This window comes from Maccoyibacter intestinihominis (assembly GCF_040096355.1).
GTDB lineage: Bacteria > Bacillota > Clostridia > Lachnospirales > Lachnospiraceae > Maccoyibacter > Maccoyibacter intestinihominis.
Window position 1 is genome coordinate 29,464 of record NZ_JBBMEX010000006.1, and the last position, 26,635, is coordinate 56,098.

A 26,635-nucleotide genomic window follows, 5' to 3' on the forward strand; every position below is an offset into this window, starting at 1 on the left:
GTATGGTTAGAATTTGTCAGTGTAAAGCATACTTTACGCTTTTTGGCATATAAACTAGAAGAGAAAATCAGGAGGGTACTATGTCATTATTACAAGCAATCATCATGGGAATTATACAGGGAGTTACAGAGTTTCTTCCGGTAAGCAGCAGCGGTCATCTTGCAATTTTTAAGATTTTATTTCATATGGAGACCGACACAGGACTGTTATTCGATGTTATCCTGCATTTAGGAACGCTGATCGCGATCTTTGCAGTATATTATAAGGATATTTTACGGATGATCGTGGAAGGTGTCTGTATTATCAGGGATGTATGTATCAATATTGCCCGCTTTTTCCGTAACAAATTCATGCATGAAGAGAATGAATATCTGAAAATCGTAAAAAACGGTTATCGTAAATTTGTAATGTTAGTCATTGTATCTACGATTCCGACCGGAGTAATCGGTTATGCGGCATCTGACCTTGTAACAATGGCATCCCAGATCCTTTTAGTTCCGGGCATCTGCCTGATCGTGACAAGTGTTCTGCTCTTTATTGCAGACAGGATACAGACCGGTCATAAGGGGCCAAAGAACATCAGCTATACCAATGGATTTATCATTGGAATCTGTCAGGGAATTGCAACTCTGCCGGGACTTTCACGTTCCGGAACCACGATCGCATCCTGCCTGATCAGCGGATTTGACCGTAAGTTTGCAGTGAAGTATTCTTTTATCATGTCAATCCCGGCAGTGCTTGGTGCGGCAATTTTAGAGTTGAAGGATTTTTCACCGGCTTCTGTCAGTGGAACCGAGGTTGCGTATTATCTGGTAGGTATGGCAGTTGCGGCAGTAGTCGGCTATATCTGCATTAAGACGATGTTAGTGATCGTCAGAAACAAAAAATTTACCATCTTTTCGATCTATTGTCTTCTGATGGGGGCATTTTCGATCGGAGCATATTTTTATATGGCATAAGGGCTGGAGGAAATCATGGCATCAGCTTCAAAAAGAAAGAAATCAAAGAAAAAAAATACAATGGAAAGTGCAGCGTTCCAGAGAGATGAGATCATTCTCTGGGTCGTGTTAGCATTTTCCATTATTCTGTGTCTGAGCAATTTCGGCATAGGCGGAAGCGTTGGAAACAAACTGAGTTCCGTATTTTTCGGGCTGTTTGGTCTGGTATCTTATATCTTTCCGATCGGTCTGGTACTGCTGACCGCATTCGGACTATCGAATAAAGGAAATAAGGTCGCGTGGCTCAAGGTGGGGGCATCCATCCTCTTTTTGATGTTATTGTGCCTGTTTATGGAGCTGACGATCAGTGGAAGTGCCAAAGACACGGCAGCAGCGGCATTTACATATGGAAAAGAGCATAAGAGCGGCGGTGGATTTTTCGGCGGTCTGTTCACGGGAATCCTTTTGCCGGCATTTGGGTTGATCGGTTCCTATGTCATAGATATTATCGGACTGATCATTACCTTAGTGATCATTACGGAACGCTCGGCATTCCGTGGTATGCAAAAAGGCAGTCAGAAGGTGTATCATGCGGCTAAGGAAGAAAATACCAGACGACGGGAACAGAGAGAGGAGAGGCAGCAGAAACGTCGTGACCGTGTGGTAGAAGGCGTAGCAATGGATACTTCGGTAAAACCGGTCAAAAAACCTGCTGCTTTAGATAAGAAGACTTCTTTAAAGAAAAATAAAGCAGTAAGACAACCGGATTTATCCGATGCAATGAATGAGATCAATATTGACGATATCTTAGAGACACCACCGGTCAGCGAAGAATCCCATGTGGTACTGACACCGGATGGAAGTGCATATGCACAGCCGCAGGAGATCGTACCGGAGCCTGCAGTAAGCAGACAGCAGAGAAATCAGGCAGAAACTGTCGCACCACAACCGACAGTGGACGAGCCTGTGGCAGAACGGACGGAAAAGAGGATGGTCAGACCACGTCAGTCCGAAACAGAGATTGAACAGGGAATTTCCGGTATTGCGGAGGAAATCCGGCAAAATGACCATAAGGACAGCCACTATGTATTCCCTCCGGTCAGCCTGTTACAAAAGGGCTCTTCAAAGACAATGGGGGATACCAAAGCGCATTTGCAGGAGACCGCAAATAAATTACAGCAGACATTGAAGAATTTTGGCGTAAACGTTACGATCACGAATGTAAGCTGTGGACCGAGTGTGACGCGTTATGAATTACAGCCGGAAATGGGTGTGAAGGTCAGCAAGATCGTGAACCTTGCAGATGATATCAAATTGAACCTCGCAGCATCCGATATCCGTATCGAGGCACCGATCCCCGGAAAAGCGGCGGTTGGTATCGAAGTGCCGAACAAAGAGAATGTAACCGTAGCATTTCGTGAGTTGATCGAATCGGAAGAATTTAAAAAACATCCTTCCGATATTGCATTCGCCGCAGGAAAAGATATTGCAGGCAAGGTGATCGTAGCAGATATTGCAAAGATGCCACATCTTCTGATCGCGGGAGCGACCGGATCCGGAAAGTCTGTATGTATCAATACGATCATTATGAGTATTCTCTATAAGGCAGATCCTGAGGATGTCAAACTGATCATGATCGACCCGAAGGTAGTTGAACTCAGTGTATATAATGGAATCCCACATCTGTTCATTCCGGTTGTGACAGACCCGAAGAAAGCATCAGGAGCACTGCACTGGGCAGTATCGGAAATGACCGACCGTTATCAGAAATTTGCTGAATACGGAGTGCGTGATCTAAAAGGATATAATAAAAAAGTCGAGGGCATCAAAGACATTGAAGATGAGAATAAGCCAAAGAAAATGCCACAGATCGTCATTATCGTGGACGAGCTTGCCGATCTGATGATGGTAGCACCGGGAGAAGTTGAGGATGCTATCTGCCGCCTGGCACAGCTTGCAAGAGCGGCGGGAATCCATCTGATCATTGCAACACAAAGGCCATCCGTAAATGTTATCACCGGTCTGATCAAAGCCAATATGCCTTCGCGTGTGGCATTTGCCGTTACCTCCGGTGTGGATTCGAGAACCATTTTAGATATGAATGGTGCGGAAAAACTGTTAGGAAAAGGAGATATGCTCTTTTATCCGCAGGGCTACAGTAAACCACTCCGTGTCCAGGGAGCATTTGTATCGGATAAAGAAGTACAGTCAGTTGTTGACTTTTTAACAGAAAAAAATGGAAATGCATCGTATGATCCGGGAATTGAAGATCAGATCCACGCGGCAGCCGCTTCGACGGGAGCAGCGGCGGGAATGTCAGATGCAAATGAGAGAGATGCCTATTTTGCCGATGCGGCAAGATTGTTAATGGATAAAGACAAGGGTTCTATCGGAATGCTGCAGCGCTATTTTAAGATCGGGTTTAACCGGGCAGCAAGGATCATGGATCAGTTAGAAGAAGCTGGTGTGGTAGGTCCGGAAGAGGGAACAAAGCCAAGAAAAGTCTTAATGAGTCCGGAACAATTTGAGCAGTATCAGGAGGAGTATCTCTAGGATAAGGGAAACACGTTTACAAAAACATTTTACATATATGATGGAGGAATAAGATGAAAAGTGATATTCAGATTGCACAGGAAGCTGTTATGGAGCCAATTACGGAGGTGGCAAAAAGACTTGATATCAGAGAGGATGAATTAGAATTATACGGAAAATACAAAGCAAAATTTTCCGATGAGTTATTAGAACGGTTAAAAGACGAACCGGATGGAAAACTGGTACTTGTTACCGCGATCAATCCGACTCCGGCAGGCGAGGGAAAGACGACAACCAGTGTCGGCTTAGGACAGGCATTTGGAAAACTTGGAAAAAAAGCAGTCATTGCGTTAAGAGAACCATCTTTAGGACCGTGCTTTGGTATCAAAGGCGGTGCGGCAGGCGGCGGATATGCCCAGGTGGTACCAATGGAAGATCTGAATTTACATTTTACCGGAGATTTTCATGCGATCACTTCTGCGAATAATCTGTTAGCAGCACTTTTAGATAATCATATCCAGCAGGGAAATGAGCTTGGCATCGATCCAAGACAGATCATCTGGAAAAGATGTCTGGATATGAATGACAGAGTCCTTCGAAATGTGGTAGTGGGACTCGGAAGCAAGATGGATGGAATGGTAAGAGAGGATCATTTTGTCATTACCGTTGCTTCTGAAATTATGGCAGTTCTTTGTTTAGCAGATGATATGGAGGACTTAAAACGCCGTCTTGGAAATATCATCGTAGCTTACAATTTTGAAGGAAAACCGGTTACTGCAGATGATCTGCATGCAACAGGTTCTATGGCGGCACTGTTAAAAGATGCATTAAAACCAAACCTGATCCAGACCTTAGAGCATACACCGGCGATCGTACATGGCGGACCGTTTGCAAATATTGCACATGGCTGTAACAGTGTGCGTGCAACAAAGGCTGCTTTAAAATTAGCAGATATTGTTGTGACAGAGGCTGGATTTGGTGCAGATTTAGGTGCAGAGAAATTTTTAGATATCAAGTGTCGAAAAGCAGGTTTAAAACCGGACGCAGTCGTTCTTGTGGCAACCGTCCGTGCTTTAAAATACAACGGAGGCGTACCAAAAGAAAATCTCTCTGATGAAAATTTAGAGGCATTGAAAAAAGGTATCGTAAACCTTGAAAAACATATCGAGAACGTACAGAAATATCATGTTCCGGTAGTCGTAACACTGAATTCCTTTGTTTCAGATACAGAGGCAGAAGTTGCATATATCGAGAACTTCTGTAAGGAGCGTGGCTGTGAATTTGCACTTTCTGAGGTTTGGGAAAAAGGCGGCGAAGGTGGAATCGCTCTTGCAAACAAAGTGTTAGAGACTTTAGAGAACAAAGAAAGCCACTTTGCACCGATCTATGAGGACAGCCTTTCCTTAGAAGAAAAAATTGAAACGATCGCAAAAGAAATTTACGGAGCAGATGGCGTCACCTATTCACCGGCAGCAAAGAAAGAGTTAAAACGCATTACGGATATGGGCATGGGACATTTTCCGGTCTGTATGGCAAAGACACAGTATTCCCTTTCTGATGACCCGAAGAAATTAGGTCGTCCGAGTGGATTTACCGTGAATGTGCGTGAGGTTTATGTATCCGCAGGTGCGGAATTTGTTGTTGCAGTCAATGGTTCGATCATGACCATGCCGGGACTTCCGAAAAAACCGGCAGCTTTTGGCATTGATGTAGATGCAAATGGAACGATTACAGGATTATTCTAAGGAGGAGTCATGGCAAAACGAATTGATGGAAAAGTAATCTCAAAACAGATCAAAGATGAATTAAAAGAAGAAGTTGCACAATTAAAGGCAAAAGGGATCGAGGGAAGCCTTGCCGTGATCCAGGTAGGAAATGATCCGGCGTCCTCTGTGTATGTCAATAATAAGAAAAAAGCCTGCGAGTATATTGGAATCGGCTCTATTTCTTACGAATTACCGGAAGAGACAACGGAAGCAGAGCTTTTAGATATCATTGAAGACCTGAACAAAAGAGAGGATGTCTGTGGGATTTTAGTACAGCTTCCGGTACCAAAACACATCGATGAGGATAAGATCATTCAGGCAATTTCACCAAAGAAAGATGTGGATGGTTTTCATCCGCAGAGTGTAGGTGCAATGACTATCGGAGAACCGGGCTTTTTATCCTGTACACCGGCAGGAATTATCCAGTTGTTAAAACGTTCGAATATTGAAATAGAAGGAAAACATTGTGTAGTGATCGGCAGAAGCAACATCGTAGGAAAGCCGATGGCGTTACTGATGCTTCGCGAAAATGCAACCGTTACCATTGCACATTCTAAGACAAAAAATTTAAAAGAGTTATGTAAACAGGCAGATATTCTGATCGTAGCGATCGGAAAACCAAAATTCATTGATGAATCCTATGTAAAAGAAGGGGCAGTTGTCATTGATGTTGGAATTCACCGCAATGAAGAAAACAAACTCTGCGGAGATGTGGATTTTGAAAAAGTAGAACCTCATACATCAGCGATCACACCGGTGCCGGGTGGTGTCGGACCAATGACGATCGCAATGCTCATGAACAATTGTGTGGAATCAATGAGAGGACAAAAATAATCTATGAAATGTGCAAATTGTGGTGCAGAGATCAGGGTTGGATGTGTCTATTGTCCGGTCTGTGGAAAAGAGGCACAGATTGTATCCGATTATAATATTTTAGAGGATGATTATCTCGATTCCCTGCTTCAGGAAGGAGAGAAGCCTTCGGTTCCTTCAAAAAGCAAGCAGAAGGAAAAAGCAGCAAAGCCCAAACAGGAAAAGCCGACAGGAAAAAAATCGAAAAAAAGCCTGTATATCGTCTTTTTCATTCTTTTGTTTGTGGCAGCGTTCGCACTGATCGGCGGGATTTTGTTTGCAAAAAGCCTTTCTTATGAAGGAAGGATGGAAAAGGCGGAGGATGCCTATGAGAAAAAGGCATACGAAAAAGCAATTTCCTATGCGAAGCAGGCATTAGAGAAGAAAAAAGAGGATGCTTTGGCATATGCAGTCATTGGAAAATCCTATTATCAGAAAAAAGAAGACGAGGCAGCAAAGGCATATTTAGAAAAAGCAGTTGAGAAGCAGCAAAAAGACACAGAGGTCTATCGTTTCTTGATCGATCTGTATGACAAAGATTCTGACTATGAAGCCATCAGTGATTTATACGATGAAATTAAGGATTCATCCATTCAAAAATTGTTTCAGGATTATATTGTAGAGGCACCGGTGGTAGAACCGGAAGCAGGCAGTTATGGAGAGTATCCGACGATTACGATAAACAGTGAGTATGGAGCGGATATCCTTTATACGTTAGATGGAAGCAGCCCGAAGGAAGACGGAATGTTTTATCAGGAGCCGTTCCCGATTGAAAAAGAGGGAAAATACACACTGCGGGCAGTCTGTGTTGATGCGAGAGGAATCTACAGCAAAGAAGTCAAAGTGAAGTATGAGATTGATTTAGACGTACCGGATCTGCCGACGGCATCTCCTGCAAGTGGAACGTATACACAGCCGACAAAGATCACAATTGATGTTCCGGTCGGCTGCAGGGCATATTATGCATGGAATGCCAATCCGGGAGAACAATCCACACAATATACAGAACCGTTTGATATGATCGAGGGCAACAATGTCCTTTCAATTATCCTGATAAATGAAAGCGGACAGACGAGTGGAGTACAAAAATACAACTATGTCTATATGCCTTAAGATTAAAAAAAGCCATGACCAACGATTAGAGATAATCTGAAAGTCATGGCTTTCTTATGTATGTAATTAGTCTTTTACAAATTCGATCACACCTTCACCGAGCTTTGCAATTCTTGCTAAGGAATAGACATCAATGCCCTGTTCCGTTAACTTTTCATATCCCGGCTGGAAAGATTTTTCAATTAAAATACCAACGCCTGCAATGGTTGCATGTGCCTTACGGATCAGACGGATCGCACCGGTAGCCGCTTCGCCGTTTGCTAAAAAGTCATCAATGATCAATACATGGTCATTTTCTGAAATAAAATTCTTAGAAAGAGTCAGTTCGTAACTGGTTCCTTTTGTATAGGAAGTTACAACAGTCTGGTAAAGATCCTGATTTAAGATTTTAGAAGGCTGCTTTTTTAAGATCAGCATCGGTACATTCAGGGCAAGAGCCGTCATCAGTGCCGGAGCAATGCCGGAACTTTCGATGGTTGCAACCTTTGTGATACCCTGTCCCTTAAAATGCTCGGCAAATTCATCACCGATATTTTTCATCAGTTCCGGGTCAACCTGATGGTTTACAAAGCTGTCCACCTTCAAAATATCCTCATTCACGGCAATACCGCGCTCTAAGATCATATCTTCTAATATTTTCATACGTCACACCTCGTCTATTTTTCTATAGTATATCACTTTTTATGACAGGAAAAAACCTTTTCCTGAAAAAAAGAGAGGTTAACACAAAAAGAATCCTATGGTATACTCAAAACATGAAGATTACAATTGTATGCGTTGGAAAAATAAAAGAAAAATTTTACCGTGATGCGGTAGAGGAATACAAAAAAAGACTGGGCCGCTACTGTAAAATGCAGATTGTGGAAGTGGCAGATGAAAAGACACCGGACAAGGCATCAGAAGCCTTAGAAAACCAGATCAAAGAAAAAGAAGGAAACCGGATTCTTTCCCATATTTCGGATAGTGACTATGTGATAGCCTTAGCGATTAACGGTAAGGAGCGGGATTCCGTAGAACTTGCAGAGCATATCCGATCATTGGGACTACATGGAAAGAGCAGTCTTACCTTTGTGATCGGAGGTTCGCTCGGTCTGTCAGAAGAAGTTTTAAAGCGGGCAGATGAAAAACTGAGTTTTTCTAAAATGACCTTTCCGCACCAGCTGATGCGGGTGATCTTAGCGGAGCAGATATACCGGAGTTATCGGATCATTCATGGGGAACCGTATCATAAGTAGAGATATAGAAATAAAAAGGAAGTGGATAATATGCAGATATCTTGGGAAAACGTTCAGATCCAGATAGGAATACTTGTTTCTCTTGTGACATTATTAGTAACGTTAGGAAAGTTCTTATATAAATGTGTAACAATCGAAAACATTGATAAGGTTTTTTTTAGTAAAGAAAAGCAATGGTCCATATCATTAGGAAGAAGGATACTTGTTATCTTATGGTATAGTATAGCTTTTTTTGCCATAGGCTTTTGTAATCCGAATGAAAAATTAGCATCAAGGACAGTAATATATATTGTGCTTATAGTGCTGATAATATTATTAATAATTAGAATATATTTGAAAATTGCACAAAATAATGGAAAGACTAAAAAATTCTTAAAATTAGAAGAGAAGTGGAGGTTTATCATATCTTTTTCATTATACTATGTTGTTTTGTTTATTTGTGAAGTTATTATAGAAAATAGTGTATATGCTACGCGTCCGAATATACATTTTTTAGGAAGAATTGTATTTAGTATAATTCTTTCGGTGTGTTTTTTTGAAATTTGTGTTGACTTTTTGCTTAATATAGAAAAAATTATAAACAGGACGATGGTTTACATTGAGCATGAACAATATGGAACATTAATATTATTATATGCTGTTGATAAAAATACGATGTTGTGTAAAGTGGATGGGGAAGAGGAAACTTATGTACGAGTTTTGAAAGAAGATTTAACGAATGTTAAAATACATGTAAAGACGGAGAAATTACAATGACCACAGAAGATATCCGGGCAGAACTACAACAGAATATCGATGAAAAATACAGAGCCTTTCATGCATCGTTAGTTCCCGGAATCGGCACGTTTTTAGGTGTGCGAGTTCCGAAAATGCGAGAAATTGCAAAAAAAGCCGCAAAAGAAGATTATCAGACCTTTTTTGCAGAGGCAGATGTTAGTGTTTACGAGGAATTGATGATACGGGGAATGATCCCGGGGTATGCAAAACTCACGATCAAACAGCGAAAGCAGGAGTTAGAGTGTTTTGTACCATATATTAATAATTGGGCAGTCTGCGACTGTTGCTGTGCAACGTACAAATTTATGAAAAAAGATCAGGACGAATGGCTTGCGTTTTTAAAAAAGTATTTATCGAGTGAGAAAGAGTATGAACTGCGCTTTGCAATCGTCTGTCTGTTGGATTTTTTTATCAATGATACCTATATTGATGAAGTGTTAGAACTGTTAGCGGATATTCATCATGATGCCTATTATGTAAAAATGGCAGATGCCTGGGCGTTGTCCGTTTGTTATATTAAGTTTCCACAAAAAACGGAACCTGTTTTAGAGTGTGAGACATTAGATGGCGAAATCCGTAAAAAAGCGGTGCAGAAAATTCGTGAGTCCCTGCGGGTATCAAAAGAAGAAAAAGAGCGGTTGAAGAAAAAATTTTACTGATGTATGATAATATCAAATACACATGGAGAGGAGAGCAACAATGTATCAGTTTACAGAGGATTGCCGGATTGGAATACCGGAGATTGACGAGGAACACAAAAAACTTTTTCAGATGGTGAATGAAGCATTTGTCCTGTTAGCAGAGCCGTCTGCAACGGTTGTTGGAGTAAAAAATTTAGTATTGGCACTTAAAAAGTATGCGGCTACACATTTTATCCATGAAGAGGCATATATGGATGAAATCAAAGACCCGGAGCTGCCAAGACAGAAAAAAGAGCATGAGCAGTTTAAAGAAAAAGTCAATGAAGTGGATTTAGAGGCACTAAATGACGAGAATGGCAAAGAAGTTTTAACGGAGTTGTTGGAGTTTCTTTCACGCTGGCTGTATCATCACATTTTAGGCAGTGATACCATGATCGGAAAGATGCCGGCATTAGACGAGGAAGAAGATCCGTTTGCCTTTACGGAAAAATATAAACTCGGTGTAGAATTGATCGACAGTGAACACCAGAGACTGTTTGAGATCATCCGCGAGACAAATGAGCTGACCAATGATGTGCTTTTTAACGATAAATATGATGACATAAAGAAGATCATTTCTGAATTAAAGGACTATACCATCAAACATTTTGGAGATGAAGAAGAATATATGGAAAAAATCGGATATTCCGGTTTAGAAGCACAGAAGGTTGCACATCAGGCATTTGTAGACAGACTGAATGAAGTGAATTTAGAAGCAGTAGACGGTGACCAGGAAGGTTATCTGCATGAATTGATCGAATTCCTGTTAGGCTGGCTGGCAAATCATATTTTAAAAATGGATAAAAAGATTCCGATGGAAGAATAAAAAAATGGAAGGATAAAAACTGGAAAGCCTGCCAGTTATCGCCTATATCTTTTGCGTAGTACATATGATAAGATTCTGCTTGTAACAAAAATGTAACAACTGTTACATAAATTTGTAATAAATAAGCAGGAGGTTTTTCAAATGAAAAAAGTAACCGTATGTGCAATGATAGCAGCGATGACAGTAACCGGTGCAGCAGCACTTCCGGTACAGGCAGCAACAAATGCCGGAAACAGTGCAAATTGCAACGGAAAAGGATACTATGTTTTTACCGGAGGAAAAGTCAGTGATCTTGAGAATATCAAGAGCAGATTAGATGAGCTTTGCGGACAGTTAAACGGTAATACCACAACGATCACGTTCCCGGGATGTAACTTGCCGGAGAATAAGCCGGAGACAACTCCACCGAGTGAAGATACAAATACACCGGAAAGTAAACCGGAGACAACTCCACCAAGTGAAGATACAAATACACCGGAGAATAAGCCGGAAGCAGACAAAGAACTGACATTTGCTGAGCAGGTCGTAGAACTGGTAAATCAGGAGCGGACAAAGGCAGGTTTAAGTGCTGTTACGTTAGATCAGAACATTGCATCCGCAGCACTTGTCCGGGCGAAAGAGATTGAAACATCTTTTTCCCATACCCGACCGAATGGAAGTAAATTCAGCACCGCTCTTACAGAGCAGGGTGTTACCTTCAAAGGTGCAGGAGAGAATATCGCATGGGGACAGAAATCTCCGGAGGCGGTTATACAGGCATGGATGAACAGCGAAGGTCATAGAGCCAATATCCTGAATAAGAATTTTACAAAAATCGGTGTGGGATATTATCAGAATGCTGCCGGACGTAACTTCTGGACACAGTTATTTACCTACTAATTTCCTTAGAAAAATTTAGAGTTAGAGATTTAGAATGTAAAAAGGCTGTTATCTTACAAAAAATGTAAGGTAACAGCCTTTTTGCTAGAATATAGTATATGAGAATCAGTCTAATAACCAGTCCATCACATTGACGACCTGGATACCATCGTAGTTTCCGGAAGAAAAATGGTCTAAAGTCAGGACGATTTTCGGATAATTGTCCCGGATATTTGTAAAAGGACGCATTTCACGCTGGAAAGTCTCTTCGGAAGTCATATCTGCAGTGACCTGAAAATAGGTGATTTCTCCCTGCTTTTGGGCGACAAAGTCGATCTCTGTATTTTCATATTTTCCAATATTGACGCGGTATCTGCGTCGGAGCAACTCTAAATATACAATATTTTCAAGAGTAAAACCTAAGTCATAGTGTCTGCGTGGTAAAATATAATTTCGTAATCCGGTGTCAACGATGTACCATTTTTTATTCGATTTCAGAATTTGCTTACCGACTAAGTCAAAACGTTCTACCGGATAGAAAATAAAGGCTTCTGCTAATGCATCCATATAGTCATCAACAGTGTTAGCGGAGATTTTTCTTCCGTTGGAACTTAAATAATCTGTGACACTTTTGACAGACACAGGGCTGCCGACGACGCTGGATAAATATTTAGCAATCGTTTTTAAAAGCGAGATATCATTAATTTTCCGCTTGGAGGAATTGCCCTTTGGCCGGCTTTGACGTTCTTCAATATCTCTGACAATGACGGTATTATAGATTCCTTCTAAATACATATCTGCTTTTTCATCTGTTTTATCCATTGCAGCTACATAGGGAAGTCCTCCATAGCGCATATAGTCAGAAAAAGCATGTTCAGAAGTATCGTTTGTAAGCTGGGCATATTCTTTAAAGGACAGCGGGAGCATGGAAAGTTCCACATAACGTCCGGTCAGTAGGGTCGCAAGGTCACTGGAAAGCATATAGGCATTAGAACCGGTAAGATAAATATCCGTGTGTTCTTTAATATGCAGACTGTCCACGACTTTTTCAAAGCTGTCTACTTTCTGGATCTCATCTAAAAAGATATAAGTCATTTTGTCTTTACAAAGTCTTTTTTGAATATAATCATATAAGGTTTTATAATCTAACAATTCTTCATATTGTAAATCTTCAAAATTAACAGAAATAATCTGGGAGTCGTCAATCCCCTGTTCTTTTAAATGCTCCTGATACTGTAAGAGCAATGTGGATTTACCACAACGCCGGATGCCGGTAATCACCTTGATTACTTTTTCATCTTTCCAATCCAGTAATTTTTGAAGATATTTCATACGCGTTACCATCTCGATCACCTCTCTCTTATAATTCCCATTTTGATAGATTTTATGAAAATTGTCAAGAAAAATTCCTATTTCGGAATTTTTACAACCAAACAACATAAAAAATTCCCATTTTGGAATTTATATAATAAAAAACGAGAAAAATTCCCATTTCGGAATTTTTTAGAACACAAATATGCCTGTATACACAAACTACATAGATTTTGACACATACGAAAGAAGCGGATATAATAGAGCATAAGTTTGTATCAGCGGAGGATAACAGAGCATGGAACAGCAGACACACAAGCGGCGCGTCCGCTATAAAGGTACACATCCAAGAACATATCAGGAGAAATACAAAGAGTTAAATCCTGAAAAATATAAAGACACTATCGAGCATGTCATACAAAAAGGGAATACTCCTGCGGGAATGCATATCTCCATTTGTGTAAAGGAAATTTTGGATTTTTTACAGATCCGGCCGGGACAGACCGGATTGGATGCAACGCTCGGCTATGGAGGACATTCCACAGAGATGTTAAAATGTTTAGAGGGCAGGGGACATTTGTATGCTTTAGATGTTGATCCGATTGAAATCGAAAAGACGAAAAGGCGGTTAGCAGAGCGTGGATTTGCAGAAGATATATTAAGCATTAAGCAGATGAATTTTGCAAATGTAAAAGAACTGCTCCCGGAGTCAGGAAAGTTTGATTTTGTGTTAGCAGATTTAGGAGTCTCTTCAATGCAGATCGATAACCCGGAGAGGGGATTTTCCTATAAATTTGACGGACCACTGGATCTGCGCCTTGATCCGCAAAAAGGAGTTCCGGCAAGTGAGCGTCTGCGTGAGATGAGCAGAGATGAGATCGCAGGTATGCTGATAGAAAATGCGGACGAGCCTTATGCAGAGGAGATTGCAAAAGCAATTTCCATACAGCAGAAAAAGAAGCCGATCAGGACAACGACGGATTTGCGGGAAGTGATAGAAAAAGCACTGACTTTTTTGCCAAAAGCCGAGCAGAAAGAAGCAGTGAAAAAGTCATCCCAGCGGTCTTTTCAGGCACTTCGGATTGATGTGAACAGTGAATATGAAGTGTTAGAGAGCTTTTTAGAAAGCCTGCCGGATATTTTAGCACCGGGTGGCAGAGTGGCAATTCTGACATTTCATTCGGGAGAAGATCGTCTGGTAAAAAAATCATTCCAGCGTTTTTATAAAGAAGGAATCTATGAAGATATCGCAAAGAATGTGATCCGCCCAAGTGCCGAAGAATGTAACCGAAACAGCAGGGCACATTCCACAAAAATGCGCTGGGCAATCAGAAAATAGAGAAAACATAAGGAGGAAATGCCAATGAGAATGTACGATCTGATTCTCAAAAAAAAGCAGGGAAAAGAATTAAATACAGAAGAAATTAACTGGATGATAAAAGAGTTTACCGAGGGCAGGATCCCGGATTATCAGATGTCGGCAATGACCATGGCAATCTGTTTTCAGGGTATGGACAAAAGGGAAACTTTTGATCTGACCATGGCAATGCGTGACAGCGGAGATGTACTGGACTTAAGCCGTATTGATGGGATCAAGGTCGACAAGCACAGCACCGGTGGCGTTGGAGATAAAGTATCGTTAGTGCTGACACCGATCGTTGCATCCCTTGGCGTTCCGGTAGCAAAGATGAGCGGAAGAGGGTTAGGACATACCGGAGGAACGATCGACAAACTGGAATCGTTTTCGGGATTTTCCACGGAAATATCGGAGGAAAAATTCATTGACAGCGTCAATACCATAGGAATCGCAATTGCCGGACAGACAGCAAACCTTGCACCGGCAGATAAGAAGCTTTATGCACTTCGGGATGTTACGGCAACCGTAGATCAGATGTCTTTGATCGCAAGCAGCATTATGAGTAAAAAATTAGCATCCGGGGCAGATGCCATTGTGTTAGATGTCAAAACCGGAAATGGTGCATTTATGCAAAAAGAAGAGGATGCGATCGCACTTGCAAAAGCCATGGTAGATATTGGCAACCGGGCAGGAAAGCAGACCGTAGCCGTTATTACGGATATGGATGAGCCGCTTGGAAATGCGGTGGGAAATGCCTTAGAGATCAAAGAAGTGATCGATGCATTGCACGGTGACGGGCCGGAAGATCTGATGGAAGTCGTTTATGCATTGGGCACACAGATGTTATTGCTTGCAAAACGGGCAGAGGATGAAGAGATTGCAAGAAATCTGATCACAGAGTCCATACAGGAGAGAAAAGCCCTGAAAAAATTTGCAGAATTTATTGAAAACCAGGGCGGAAACCGTGAAGAAATCCTGCATCCGGATATGCTGCCAAAGGCACGTTATGTCATTCCGGTCTTAGCAGAAGAGGAAGGCTGTATTGAGCGGATCTTAGCACAGGATATCGGGATTGCCTGCATGACCTTAGGTGGTGGCAGGGAAAATAAAGAAAGTACGATCGACCACGGTGTCGGGATCATTTTAACGAAAAAGATATCGGATACAGTAAAAAAAGGAGAGACCTTAGCACTGATCCATGCAAATTCCAAAGAAAAAGCGGTGCTTGCATCCGGTCTGGTAAAAAATGCATACCGGATCGCAAAAGAACCGGCGAAAAAAGCTCCGATGGTGAAGTGTATTATCCGCGAATAAACAACTTGTTTTTTCCATATAGTAGACTATGAAACATAACAAGTTAAAGTCCGTCAAACAGAATATGGTAGAAACATTAGAACTCCCAAAGGATCTGATGTATGGAGATTCCATCGTGACGATTACCGGCAGGAGAGAAGTTCTGATAGAAAATTATAAAGGTATCTTAGAATATACCGGGGAATATATCAAAATCCAGACGAAAAACGCAAAACTGACCGTCTATGGAAAAAAGCTGAGCATTGAATATTATACAAATGAAGATATGAAAGTTGTCGGATTTGTAAAATCAATAGAATATGAGGCTTAGAGAATGACTGCGTTATTACGATATCTATCCGGTTATGTCTGTGTGGAACTGACCGGTTATGCAACCGAGCGTTTTTTAAATCTGTGCACAAACCATGATATCAATCTCTGGAACATGGATCATAAAGAAGATACTTATACCTTTTGTATGAGTTTAGAAGATTTCCGGAAGATCCGTCCGATGGTAAAGAAAACAAGGACAAAGATACGGATTACAAAGAGATGCGGATTGCCATTTTTTTTGTACCGCTATCGGAAAAGAAAGATGTTTTTATTAGGACTTCTGCTCTGTGTCGGCATTGTCTATGCTTTTTCATGTTATGTCTGGAATATTGAGATCTGTGGCAACTCTACCTTATCAGATGATACGGTATACCGCTATTTAGAATCGGAGAAAATCCGTGTCGGTACGGCAAAAGGAAAGGTAGATTGTGAAAAATTAGAGGCAAAGATCAGGCAGCATTTTTCCAATGTCATCTGGACATCGGTGCGTTTAGAAGGAACAAAGCTGACGGTGGATGTAAAAGAAAATCTGATCACACAGGAACCACAGGAAAAGCAGGAGACCGAAACGGAAGAAGCGCAGGATTTAGTAGCAGACAAAGATGCCGTGATCCTAAGTATTGTCACAAGAAACGGTACACCGAAAGTTAAAGCCGGTGATAAGGTAAAAAAAGGAAAAGCACTGGTCTTAGGAAGGATCGACATCTATAATGATGCAAAAGAGATTGCCGGCTATCAGTATTGTAAGGCAGATGCAGACATTGTTGCACAAACGTCCTATCCCTATCGTTATGAAGTTCCAACGCTGGTACAAAAAAAGGCATATACCGGAAAAGAGAAAAAACGCTATTCTTTCTGGTACCGCAATAAATACATAGGTCTTTATCAAAACGGGATTTCCTATCGGTTTTATGACAAAGAGAGTGAAAAAGAGCAACTCTGTGTGATGGAGAATTTTTATCTGCCATTTTATATCCAGACCGATATTTACCGGGAATACCAGATGAAGAACCATAAGATAGATAAAAAAGAAGCAAAGAAAATGGCGGCAGACAATTTAGAACTTTTTCTTTCAAAATTAGAAGAAAAAGGACTTCAAATTATTGAAAAAAATGTTATGATGGATAAGGAGAAAAATAGTTATATATTTCAGGGCACCGTTTTGACGAAGGAAAAGTTAGAATCCTATCGGGTAACAAAACAGTTAGAAGTGCCAAAAGAAGAAGGAACTGTAGAAAATGAATCTGAATGAGGAAATCTTTGACATCCCGACAGAACATATGGCAAATGTGTTTGGCGGATGTGATAAAAATATAAAGAAAATTGAGCGTGCCCTGCATGTAACGATCGCTGTCCGAGAGGGAGGAATGAAGATCCTTGGAGAAGCAGCAAACGTCAAGAGTGCATCACGGGTATTTATGGAGTTAGTGAACCTGAGTAAACGTGGCAATGAGATCACCGAACAGCAGGTGGATTATGCCTTAGATTTAGCGGCAAAGCAGGAAAATGTAGGTGTGATGTCAGAAATGGATGATGACCTGATCTGTCATACAACAGCAGGAAAACCGATCAAGCCAAAGACATTAGGACAAAAAGCCTATGTGGATGCGATCCGTAAACAGATGGTTGTCTTTGGGATCGGACCGGCGGGAACCGGAAAGACCTATCTTGCAATGGCAATGGCGATTACCGCATTTAAAAACGAAGAAGTGGGACGTATCATACTGACAAGACCGGCAATCGAAGCCGGAGAAAAGTTAGGATTTTTGCCGGGAGATCTGCAAAGCAAGGTGGATCCGTACTTAAGACCGTTGTATGATGCACTCCATCAGATCATGGGAGCAGAGAATTTCCAAAAGAATATGGAGAAGGGATTGATCGAGGTCGCTCCGCTTGCCTATATGAGAGGACGGACACTCGATAACGCATTTATCATATTAGACGAGGCGCAGAATACGACTCCGGCACAGATGAAGATGTTTTTAACGCGTATCGGATTCGGTTCAAAAGTAGTCGTAACCGGAGATGCAACGCAAAAGGATCTGCCAAAGGGTACTACATCAGGACTGGATGTAGCACTGAAGGTATTAAAAAAAGTAGAAGGCATTTCCATCTGTGAACTGACGAATAGTGACGTAGTGCGTCATCCGCTGGTACAAAAAATCGTACAGGCATATGATGCTTATGAAAAAAGAGAGTCAAAGGACAGTAAGAATAAAAGGAAAAGGACACGCACATGAAAGAAGAACGTCTGGTAAAAAGAAGAGTAGTGCCGGTAGTTATCCTGACGGTTCTGACACTCCTGTTTACGTTCTTAATGGGTATACGAAATACCATGCCGTTAGATGAAGTGGTGGTACTGTTCTTTTTAGATTTGATATTTTTAGCGGTATTTATCTATTTTTTAGAAGAAGAAAGACTGTTAAAACAACTTCCGACAGAGGAATGTAATGATTTTAAAAGTATAGCTGTTGTCTATGGATTGGGACTTGTGGCATTCTATATAAGCTCTTATCTGCCGGATTACAGCAGTTTTTCCTTTTGCTTTGCGGCTGCAATGGCTGTAGTGGCAAACCGGGAAATGGCACTCAGTACAGGAATTTTTCTAAATCTCCTTGCAGCGTATACGCAAAACTGGGACATCCATGTGCTGATGGCATCCGTTTTGCTGCTCTTATTGGGGACGATGTTAGCGTTGGCGGGAAAAGAGAAACATTTGCATTTATGGGTGCAATTTATATCATTTTTTGGTACAATAGTCATAGTAACATCCTGTTACTATGCACAGGACTTCATAATCAAAGGCAGAGTGTTTGTGCTTGCTGCAGTCATCGGTGGTGTGAATCTGTTGTTTTTAGAGATTCTGACAAGATCTTTAGAACCTGATGTGCAAAGAACCGGGGAAGAACACTATTTAGAACTGCTCAAAGATAACTATCCGTTAGTAAGGTCTATCCGGCGTTTTTCAGAGATGGATTATTCCCATGCTTTGCGGGTTTCGGAGATTTCCGGTGAATGTGCAGGGAAGTTGGGATTAAAAGAGAATCTCTGTCGGGCAGCGGGATTTTATTATCGTATCGGACGTATGGAGGGAGAGCCTTATACGGAGAATGGGGTGTTGCTTGCACAGAATGCCTGTTTTCCGGAAGAACTGATACAGATCTTAAGAGAATACAATGGAGAACTGATGGCGATTTCCACGAAGGAATCGGCAATCGTACATATGGTAGATAAAGTGGTGACAAAGTTAGATCTGTTAGATAAAGAGACTTTTTCTACTACCTGGAATCAGGACATGGTCATCTATCAGACCTTAAACGAGAACTCGGCAACAGGAATTTATGATGAGTCGGGACTCAGTATGAATCAGTTTCTTACGATACGGGATTTTTTGGTGAAAGGAGATCATCTTTTTGACAGTAACAATCGAGAGTGAGACAGAAGTCCCATTTGATTTTGAATATGAACAGACAGCAAGAGAAGTCATTGCACAGGCAATGGATTCGGAAGAGTTTCCCTATGAGGCAGAGGTCAACCTGCTTTTAGTGGATAACGATATTATACATGAGCTGAATTTAGAACACCGGGGAATTGACCGGGCAACTGATGTGTTGTCTTTTCCGATGTTAGATTATCAGGAAGCCGGGGATTTTTCAGCTATCGGAGAGGAACAGGAATGGAACTGCAATCCTGACACCGGGGAGATTCTTTTAGGAGATATCATTATCTCTGTTCCAAAGGTGTTAGAACAGGCCAAAGAATACGGACACAGTCCGAAAAGGGAATTTGCTTTTTTAATTACGCATAGTATGCTGCATCTATTCGGTTACGATCATATGGAACCGGAAGAAGCGGCAATTATGGAAAATAAACAGGAAAAAATTCTGGAGGTTCTTGGAATTTCCAGATAAATAAGGGAGGAACTACAATGAAAAAACGCATGATGACGTTTTTGTTAGCAGTGAGTGCTTGTGCACTGTTAGCAGGATGTGGAAAGGACACTGCTCCGAAAAAAGACACATCCGCAAAAAAAGAGACTACAACAAAAAAAGATGACAATCATGACAACGATGCAAAGAGCCCGTTGACAGGTGAGTGGATCGATGCAGAGTTAGCAGGAAAACGTCCGGTTGCCGTGATGATCAGTAACATTAAGGATGCACTTCCACAGTATGGTACAAAAGCAGCAGACGTGATCTATGAATGTCCGGTAGAAGGCGGGATCACCAGAATGATGGCGATTTATCAGGATTATTCAGGATTAGAGAGAATCGGTTCCGTAAGAAGCTGCCGTCTCTATTTCCCGAAGATCGCAAATGAGTTTGAAGCAATTTATGTTCATTTTGGACAGTCTGATTTTGCACTTCCATACTTAGATGGCGGAAAGATCGATAACTTAAACGGTATCAAATCCGAAGGAAGTACAGTATTCTATCGTACAGATGATAAGAAGCCGCCACACAATGCATTTACCAGTGAAAAAGGAATCAATGCAGGAATCAAAAAGAAAAATTACGAAACAAAGTTATCTGCTGATTACACAGGACACTATACCTTTGCAGAGGATGGCAAAGAAGTGGAGCTGACAAACGGAGAAGATGCTGTTGTAGTACAGCCTGGTTACAGCGTAGATAAACCTTGGTTTGTATATGATAAAAAAGAAGGCGTTTACAAACGTTATGAGTATGGTGCAGAGCAGAAGGATGCTGCAGTAGGCAAACAGCTTACCTTTAAAAATGTGATCCTTCAGTGCTGCAGCTGGCAGTATGAGAGTGATAAGTATACTTTAAACATCGACGTGAACGGCGGTGGTTCCGGTTACTATATCACAAATGGAAAAGCAATCCCGGTAACATGGAAAAAAGATTCAACAAATGCTCCGGCACGTTATTACGATGCTGACGGCAATGAGATTACCATGAATCAGGGTAAGACATGGGTCTGCGTACTACAGGATTCTTATGCAGACAAGATTAAGTTCTACAGCAGTGAAGACGACTTTAAAGCTGCAAAATAATTTTGAGGTTTTTTTATGGGCAATAAGAAAAAATCAGAGTCCGGCTTTTTAGTACAGGGTTCGATTTTAGCAATTGCTTCCATTATCAGCCGTATCATAGGGCTCCTTTACAGGGTCCCTTTGACGGCGATTATTGGAAACAACGGAAACAGTTATTACAGTTGTGCATATGAGATTTATAGCATGCTGCTTTTGATATCCTCTTACAGTCTGCCGATGGCAGTCTCAAAGCTGGTATCAGCAAGAGTGGCAAAGGGCGATTTTAAGAATGCCTTTAAAGTATTTAAAGGGGCATTCTTATTTGCTGTCTGCTCGGGAATTGTGGCAATGCTGATCGTGTTCTTTGGCGCAGAGATGATCACGCGTCTGATGAAGACACCGCTTAGTATCTTTGCACTGAAAGTCTTAGCACCAACGCTGGTGGTTATGGCGGTATTAGGCGTTATGCGTGGATTCTTTCAGGGACTTGGAACGATGATGCCAAGTGCAGTTTCACAGATCATAGAGCAGATCATCAACGCAATTGTCAGCGTGTGGGCTGCATATCTGTTAGCAGATTACGGAAACAAGGTCGGTGCCGTACTTGGAAACGGTGAAGATTATGCAGCAGCCTATGGTGCAGCGGGCGGTACATTAGGTACAGCCTTAGGTGCCGTATTTGCATTGCTGTTTTCGATTTTTGTATTTGCAACGTATGTTCCTGTTTTTAAAAACAGGATGAACAACAGCAGAACGAAAAAGAACGAAAGCTATGGTTCCATTATGCGTATCCTGATCATGACGATCGTACCGGTGCTCTTAAGTACAACGATTTACAATATCAGCTCTGTGATCGATCAGGGAATCTATAAGAATGTTGCACTGTTACAGGGAAGTACGAACCGTCAGATGGATGAGCTTTGGGGAATCTTTTCGGGAAAATATAAAGTTCTGATCAATGTACCAATCTCCATCGCTTCTGCAATGGCTGCTTCCTGCGTTCCGAGTCTGGCAGCCGCCTATGCAAAAAAGGATGCCAAACTGGTAAGAAGCCGTATCAATTCGTCCATTCGTTTTATTATGGTCATCGCATTTCCGTGCGCGGTAGGAATCGGCGTATTGGCATCTCCGATCATGCAGCTGTTATTCGGGGACGGAGGCAAAGAAATCGAACTGATGCTTCGGATCGGAGCCGTATCTATCGTGTTCTATTCTCTGTCGACGTTAACGAATGCATTATTGCAGGGAGTAAACCGGATGCAGGCACCGGTAAAAAATGCGTTGATTGCGTTAGTACTGCATATTATTGTTCTGCTTGTCTGCATGTATGGACTGAACCTTGGTATCTATTCCGTGGTCATCGCCAATGCGTTTTTTGCACTCTTTATGTGTACTTTGAACAGACGCTCGCTCAAAAGGTACACAAGATACCGTCAGGAGGTTGGAAAGACATTTATCGTACCGGCAATTTCCTCGGCGATCATGGGTGTCGCAGTATTTTTTGCCTATGATGCACTGCATAAGCTGATTCATTCGAATGCGATCTCCACAGTAGTATGCATCGCATTAGGAGGAGTTGTCTATATCGTATGTCTGTTCCTGTTCAAAGGGTTTTCTGAAGAGGAACTTATAAACTTCCCGAAGGGAGCAACGTTAGTGCGTATTTTTAAAAAATTGCATTTACTGCGATAAACAGAATTATCCTGGTATAAAAACAAAAAATAGCGTGAATACTGTTTGGGGTGATATTATGACGAAAACAAACCGTATTCGCGCTTCTTTTATTTTAGGAGCAGCGATCCTTACCGGAGCAGGCTGTCTGTGGAATGCTTCTTTAGAGACGGCTCCGGAAAAAAATGAAGAAAAAAGCAAACCAAAACAGGAAGAGATGAAGGAGACCTCTGGCAGTGAGACTCCCTATGAATATGTCGTAGTCAATGACAATGGATATCTGACGGTGTATCAGAAAGACTTAAAGACCGTGTATTTCCAGACCGATATTCCGTATGCGGAATTACACACCGAATTGCAGAAAAAGATCGATCAGGGCTACCTGATACAGGATGCAGAAGAACTGTATGACTTTTTAGAAAATTATTCTAGTTAAACAGGACAGAATATGATATAATTCTCCCTAAAGGGAGTGTGATAAATTTGAAGACAAAAGAGAAAAAAGAATCATCTTTTTTGAATAGGCTGTTTACAGGTGTTTCACTTGTATATCTGTTGCTTGGTATACTGCTGATCGTGCTACCGGATCTGCAGATGGAATATGTATGTTATGGGATCAGTGTTGTGCTGGTCATAATAGGTATCATTCTGATCGTAAAATATTTTTTAGAAGAATCCTATAAGAATCTGAACCAGTATGGATTTTCCATTGGAGTCTTTTTAGTCATTATCGGAGTCTGCACACTGGTCAAAAATCAGGAGATGGCAAAGAGCTTTCAGCTCTATATCGGAGTCTGCATCCTGTTAACTGCCATTATAAAATTGCAAAATGCCATGGATTTAAAAGCATTAAAGGATCGGACCTGGGGAGTCATCTGTGTTGTATCCTTAGTGATCGTAGTATGTGCGGTTCTCATTATCATGAATCCGTTTTCTGACCGGAACTATGAGATTGCACTTACATATTTCAGTCTGTTATTTGACGGAATCATCAGTCTGTTCAGTTATCATTATCTGGCATTCAGAATCCGCCAGAAAGAGAAAAAGAGCCGTGTCAGAAAAGAGACAAAGGAGTTTGCCGAAAAACAGGAACTGGAATTTTCAGATGCACCGTCTATGGATGAGAGTACAGAACCGGAAGATTTACAGCAGACAACGGACAATGCGGGCAGTACAGGAGATGAATGGGAATTAGAAGAAAAAGAGCAGGAAGATGACAGCGAACAAGGAGATATCCATGTATGATGTAATTGTGATCGGCGGAGGTGCTGCGGGTATGATGGCGGCAATTGCGGCGGCGAGAGAAAAAGCATCCGTTCTGATCTTAGAACATATGGAACTCTGCGGAAAGAAAATCCTTTCTACAGGAAATGGAAGATGTAATTATACAAATAAAATGCAGGGCATCGAATACTACAGAGGCGATGACCCTGCCTTTGTATTGCCGGCACTCGAACAGTTTGGATGTGAGCAGACGATCCGTTTTTTTCAGAGTATCGGGATCGAACCAAAGGAAAAGAACGGCTATGTCTATCCAAGAAGCATGCAGGCGGCTTCCGTGCGGGAAGCACTTTTGTTAGAACTTCGCAGACAGAGGGTAAAAATCGAATTAGGATGCGGAATCCGACAGATATTACCGAAAAAAGGAAGTTGTGAAATTTGCACAAAAAATGGCAATTTTCATGCAAAAACCTGCATTTTAGCGACCGGAGGAAAAGCGGCAAAGCATACGGGAAGTGACGGAAGCGGATTCCTATATTTAGAACCACTTTCTCATCATGTCATAGATTTAGTGCCTGCACTCACGGGTTTGCAGGCAAAACCGCCATTTCCTAAGAACCTTGCAGGAATCCGTGCAGAAGCGGAAGTGAAGCTCTTTGTGGAAAATGCACAAATTGCATCGGACTTTGGAGAAGTTCAGATGACCGCAGAAGGGATATCAGGGATTCCGGTGTTTCAGGTCAGCCGGTTTGCCGCAAAGGCGCTTGTAAACGGGAAAAAAGTGTGTGCAGAGGTGGATTTTTTTCCGGAATATGATTCTTTAAACGAATTAGAAGAGTATCTGACCGGGCGAATGAACAGGATGAGAGATCGGACGATCCGTGAGGCATTAGAGGGACTGTTAGCAGACAAGCTGATCGATACCGCACTAAAAGAGATCGGTCTTTCTTCTAAGAAGCAGGCAGGCGACTGTACAAAACAGGAGGTTAAAGTACTTGCTAAGTATTTAAAACAGTTCACTTGTGAAATTATGAGCACACGCAAATTTGAACAGTCACAGGCAACTGCCGGAGGGGTGTCAACGCAGGAGATCTGTGCTAACACAATGGAGTCCAAATTATGTCCGGGACTCTTTTTTGCGGGAGAAGTGATCGATATTGATGGAATGTGCGGCGGCTATAATCTGCAATGGGCATGGACAAGCGGCTATGTTGCAGGAACGTCCGCGGCGAAAAAAGCAAGGCAGTCAGAGTCAGGAAAGGGACAGAAATGATTCGGATACAGCAGTTAAAAATGCCCTTATCTCATAAGAGGGAAGATATCATAAAAAAAGCAGCAAAACGCTGCAAGATCAAACCGGAACAGATATTAAATTTAGAAATTGTCAGACGATCGGTGGATGCCAGAAAGAAAAGTGAGGTCTGCTATGTTTATACCATAGACCTTACGGTCGAAAATGAAATCGGAATTCTGAAGAAAGTTAACGATAAAAATATTATGTTGACTAATCGAAAGAAATATCAATTTCCAAAGGCAGAAGTTTCACAAAAAGAAACAAAATATCGCCCGGTGATCATTGGTGCCGGTCCGGCAGGACTTTTTTGTGCCTATGAACTGACGAAAGCCGGTTATGCTCCGATTTTATTAGAACGTGGAAAATGTGTGGAGGAGCGTACCGAAGATGTGAAGCGTTTCTGGGAGAGTGGTGTGTTAGACACAGAGTCGAATGTGCAGTTTGGAGAAGGCGGGGCCGGTACTTTTTCCGATGGAAAGCTGAATACATTGGTCAAAGACCGTTTTGGACGAAGCCGTCATGTCTTAGAGACTTTTGTGGAATTTGGGGCAGATGCAGCAATTTTATATGATGCAAAACCGCATATCGGAACGGATGTTTTAAGTCAGGTGATCGCAAATATGCGTGCCTATTTATTAGAGCACGGGGCAGAGATCCGTTTTTCGACACAGGTTACGGATTTTTTAGTGGAAGATCAGAGATTGCAGGCAATTCGGTTAAATCATGACGAATGGATGAACATCGATGCGGTAGTTTTAGCGATCGGACACAGTGCAAGAGATACGTTTGAAACACTGCAAAAACGGCAGATTCCAATGGAAGCAAAGGCATTTGCCGTTGGTTTTCGTGTAGAACATCCACAGGATATGATCAATCATATGCAATATAAGGGGGCAGATATGCGTTATCTAAGCCCGGCTTCTTATAAATTGACCGCTAATTTTGAGAACCACAGAGGGGTCTATTCCTTTTGCATGTGCCCGGGTGGTTATGTGGTAAATGCATCTTCGGAAGAAGGCAGACTGGCAGTCAATGGGATGAGTTACCATGACCGTGCCGGAAAAAATGCCAATACGGCAATGATCGTATCGGTAACACCGGAGGATTTTCCGGGAAAAGATGCATTAGCAGGTGTGGTATTTCAAAGGGAGCTTGAAAAGAAAGCATTTGCAATGGGAAACGGAAAGATACCGCAGCAGCTCTATGGCGATTTTGTAAAGAAACGCATCAGTTCTGAGTATGGGGGATTTGCAAGCTGTACCAGAGGAAAGACAGCATTTGCACCACTGCATGAATTGCTGCCACAGGAGCTGACAGAGACTTTTATCCGCGGCATGGAACAGTTCCCAAGGTATATCGAGGACTATAACCGTTATGATGCGATCTTATCGGGAATTGAGAGCCGTACCTCTTCTCCGGTCAGGATCTGGAGAAACGAGGAGTTCGAGAGCGAGATCAAAGGGTTATATCCCTGCGGAGAGGGCGCGGGATATGCAGGCGGGATCATGTCGGCAGCTATGGATGGGATCAAGATCGCTGAGATGATCGCAAAGCAGTATGCACCTGTAAAATAAGATGAAGA

The 26,635-nt window shown here is 41.8% G+C and carries 25 protein-coding genes; 23 read left to right on the forward strand and 2 right to left on the reverse strand.

Features of this window, described 5'->3' with window-relative positions; genetic code table 11:
• Positions 1-80: 80 nt before the first annotated feature.
• Genes WMO43_RS06935 through WMO43_RS06955 form a run of 5 tightly spaced genes read left to right on the forward strand, consistent with a single transcriptional unit; the run spans position 81 to position 7,201 of the window.
• On the forward strand, positions 81-959 hold the full coding sequence (locus WMO43_RS06935; protein WP_177962680.1) for an undecaprenyl-diphosphate phosphatase: 879 nt from the start codon (positions 81-83) through the stop codon (positions 957-959).
• Positions 960-974: 15 nt separating this feature from the next.
• Positions 975-3,491 (forward strand): FtsK/SpoIIIE family DNA translocase, encoded by a 2,517-nt coding sequence (locus WMO43_RS06940; RefSeq protein ID WP_177962681.1) that lies wholly within the window; start codon positions 975-977, stop codon positions 3,489-3,491.
• Positions 3,492-3,544: 53 nt separating this feature from the next.
• On the forward strand, positions 3,545-5,215 hold the full coding sequence (locus WMO43_RS06945; RefSeq protein WP_353530690.1) for a formate--tetrahydrofolate ligase: 1,671 nt from the start codon (positions 3,545-3,547) through the stop codon (positions 5,213-5,215).
• Positions 5,216-5,224: 9 nt separating this feature from the next.
• Positions 5,225-6,070, forward strand: a complete 846-nt coding sequence (folD, locus tag WMO43_RS06950) for a bifunctional methylenetetrahydrofolate dehydrogenase/methenyltetrahydrofolate cyclohydrolase FolD (RefSeq protein WP_177962683.1) — start codon at positions 5,225-5,227, stop codon at positions 6,068-6,070.
• 3 nt (positions 6,071-6,073) lie between these two features.
• Entirely contained in the window at positions 6,074-7,201 is a 1,128-nt protein-coding gene (locus WMO43_RS06955; protein ID WP_353530691.1) for a chitobiase/beta-hexosaminidase C-terminal domain-containing protein, read from the forward strand.
• A 66-nt stretch (positions 7,202-7,267) separates the two neighbouring features.
• On the opposite strand, the gene WMO43_RS06960 is transcribed toward WMO43_RS06955, so the two are convergent.
• A complete protein-coding gene (locus tag WMO43_RS06960) occupies positions 7,268-7,843 on the reverse strand; it encodes a xanthine phosphoribosyltransferase (protein ID WP_177962685.1) in 576 nt (191 codons plus the stop codon).
• Between the two features lie 113 nt (positions 7,844-7,956).
• Here WMO43_RS06960 and rlmH point away from each other — a divergent pair, with 113 nt between their 5' ends.
• From rlmH to WMO43_RS06985, 5 genes are all read left to right on the forward strand, one after another.
• Positions 7,957-8,436, forward strand: a complete 480-nt coding sequence (gene rlmH / locus WMO43_RS06965; protein ID WP_177962686.1) for a 23S rRNA (pseudouridine(1915)-N(3))-methyltransferase RlmH — start codon at positions 7,957-7,959, stop codon at positions 8,434-8,436.
• A gap of 30 nt (positions 8,437-8,466) precedes the next feature.
• Positions 8,467-9,192: a hypothetical protein gene (locus WMO43_RS06970; RefSeq protein WP_353530692.1), complete on the forward strand. Its 726-nt coding sequence runs from the start codon at positions 8,467-8,469 to the stop codon at positions 9,190-9,192.
• Entirely contained in the window at positions 9,189-9,872 is a 684-nt protein-coding gene (locus tag WMO43_RS06975; RefSeq protein WP_353530693.1) for a DNA alkylation repair protein, read from the forward strand. The genes WMO43_RS06970 and WMO43_RS06975 overlap by 4 nt, the downstream gene beginning before the upstream one ends.
• Before the next feature lie 40 nt (positions 9,873-9,912).
• Entirely contained in the window at positions 9,913-10,719 is an 807-nt protein-coding gene (locus WMO43_RS06980) for a hemerythrin family protein (RefSeq protein ID WP_353530694.1), read from the forward strand.
• 141 nt (positions 10,720-10,860) lie between these two features.
• Positions 10,861-11,598: a CAP domain-containing protein gene (locus tag WMO43_RS06985; RefSeq protein WP_353530695.1), complete on the forward strand. Its 738-nt coding sequence runs from the start codon at positions 10,861-10,863 to the stop codon at positions 11,596-11,598.
• Positions 11,599-11,703: 105 nt separating this feature from the next.
• Here the strand turns inward: WMO43_RS06985 and WMO43_RS06990 are convergent, their stop codons facing one another.
• Positions 11,704-12,921: an ATP-binding protein gene (locus WMO43_RS06990; RefSeq protein ID WP_353530696.1), complete on the reverse strand. Its 1,218-nt coding sequence runs from the start codon at positions 12,919-12,921 to the stop codon at positions 11,704-11,706.
• 265 nt (positions 12,922-13,186) lie between these two features.
• On the opposite strand from WMO43_RS06990, the gene rsmH reads away from it, so the two are divergent.
• From rsmH to WMO43_RS07055, 13 genes are read left to right on the forward strand one after another with little or no spacing between them, the layout of a single operon-like run.
• On the forward strand, positions 13,187-14,227 hold the full coding sequence (gene rsmH, locus WMO43_RS06995) for a 16S rRNA (cytosine(1402)-N(4))-methyltransferase RsmH (protein ID WP_353530697.1): 1,041 nt from the start codon (positions 13,187-13,189) through the stop codon (positions 14,225-14,227).
• Positions 14,228-14,251: 24 nt separating this feature from the next.
• Complete coding sequence (locus tag WMO43_RS07000) at positions 14,252-15,559, forward strand: pyrimidine-nucleoside phosphorylase (protein WP_353530698.1); 1,308 nt, start codon at positions 14,252-14,254, stop codon at positions 15,557-15,559.
• A 28-nt stretch (positions 15,560-15,587) separates the two neighbouring features.
• Entirely contained in the window at positions 15,588-15,869 is a 282-nt protein-coding gene (locus WMO43_RS07005; RefSeq protein ID WP_177962693.1) for a YabP/YqfC family sporulation protein, read from the forward strand.
• Positions 15,870-15,872: 3 nt separating this feature from the next.
• A complete protein-coding gene (gene yqfD / locus WMO43_RS07010) occupies positions 15,873-17,123 on the forward strand; it encodes a sporulation protein YqfD (protein WP_353530699.1) in 1,251 nt (416 codons plus the stop codon).
• Complete coding sequence (locus tag WMO43_RS07015) at positions 17,110-18,111, forward strand: PhoH family protein (protein ID WP_353530700.1); 1,002 nt, start codon at positions 17,110-17,112, stop codon at positions 18,109-18,111. Before yqfD ends, WMO43_RS07015 begins: the two co-directional genes overlap by 14 nt.
• Entirely contained in the window at positions 18,108-19,307 is a 1,200-nt protein-coding gene (locus tag WMO43_RS07020) for an HD domain-containing protein (RefSeq protein WP_353530701.1), read from the forward strand. The genes WMO43_RS07015 and WMO43_RS07020 overlap by 4 nt, the downstream gene beginning before the upstream one ends.
• Entirely contained in the window at positions 19,285-19,782 is a 498-nt protein-coding gene (gene ybeY / locus WMO43_RS07025; RefSeq protein WP_177962419.1) for an rRNA maturation RNase YbeY, read from the forward strand. The genes WMO43_RS07020 and ybeY overlap by 23 nt, the downstream gene beginning before the upstream one ends.
• Positions 19,783-19,799: 17 nt before the next feature.
• Positions 19,800-20,888, forward strand: coding sequence for a DUF3048 domain-containing protein (locus WMO43_RS07030; RefSeq protein ID WP_353530702.1), 1,089 nt, complete (start codon positions 19,800-19,802; stop codon positions 20,886-20,888).
• Positions 20,889-20,903: 15 nt separating this feature from the next.
• Complete coding sequence (locus tag WMO43_RS07035; protein ID WP_353530703.1) at positions 20,904-22,559, forward strand: putative polysaccharide biosynthesis protein; 1,656 nt, start codon at positions 20,904-20,906, stop codon at positions 22,557-22,559.
• Positions 22,560-22,617: 58 nt separating this feature from the next.
• Positions 22,618-22,974, forward strand: a complete 357-nt coding sequence (locus tag WMO43_RS07040) for a hypothetical protein (protein ID WP_353530704.1) — start codon at positions 22,618-22,620, stop codon at positions 22,972-22,974.
• Between the two features lie 47 nt (positions 22,975-23,021).
• On the forward strand, positions 23,022-23,783 hold the full coding sequence (locus tag WMO43_RS07045) for a DUF308 domain-containing protein (protein WP_353530705.1): 762 nt from the start codon (positions 23,022-23,024) through the stop codon (positions 23,781-23,783).
• Positions 23,776-25,032, forward strand: a complete 1,257-nt coding sequence (locus WMO43_RS07050) for a BaiN/RdsA family NAD(P)/FAD-dependent oxidoreductase (protein ID WP_353530706.1) — start codon at positions 23,776-23,778, stop codon at positions 25,030-25,032. Before WMO43_RS07045 ends, WMO43_RS07050 begins: the two co-directional genes overlap by 8 nt.
• Complete coding sequence (locus WMO43_RS07055) at positions 25,029-26,627, forward strand: NAD(P)/FAD-dependent oxidoreductase (protein ID WP_353530707.1); 1,599 nt, start codon at positions 25,029-25,031, stop codon at positions 26,625-26,627. The genes WMO43_RS07050 and WMO43_RS07055 overlap by 4 nt, the downstream gene beginning before the upstream one ends.
• The last annotated feature ends 8 nt before the right edge of the window (positions 26,628-26,635 follow it).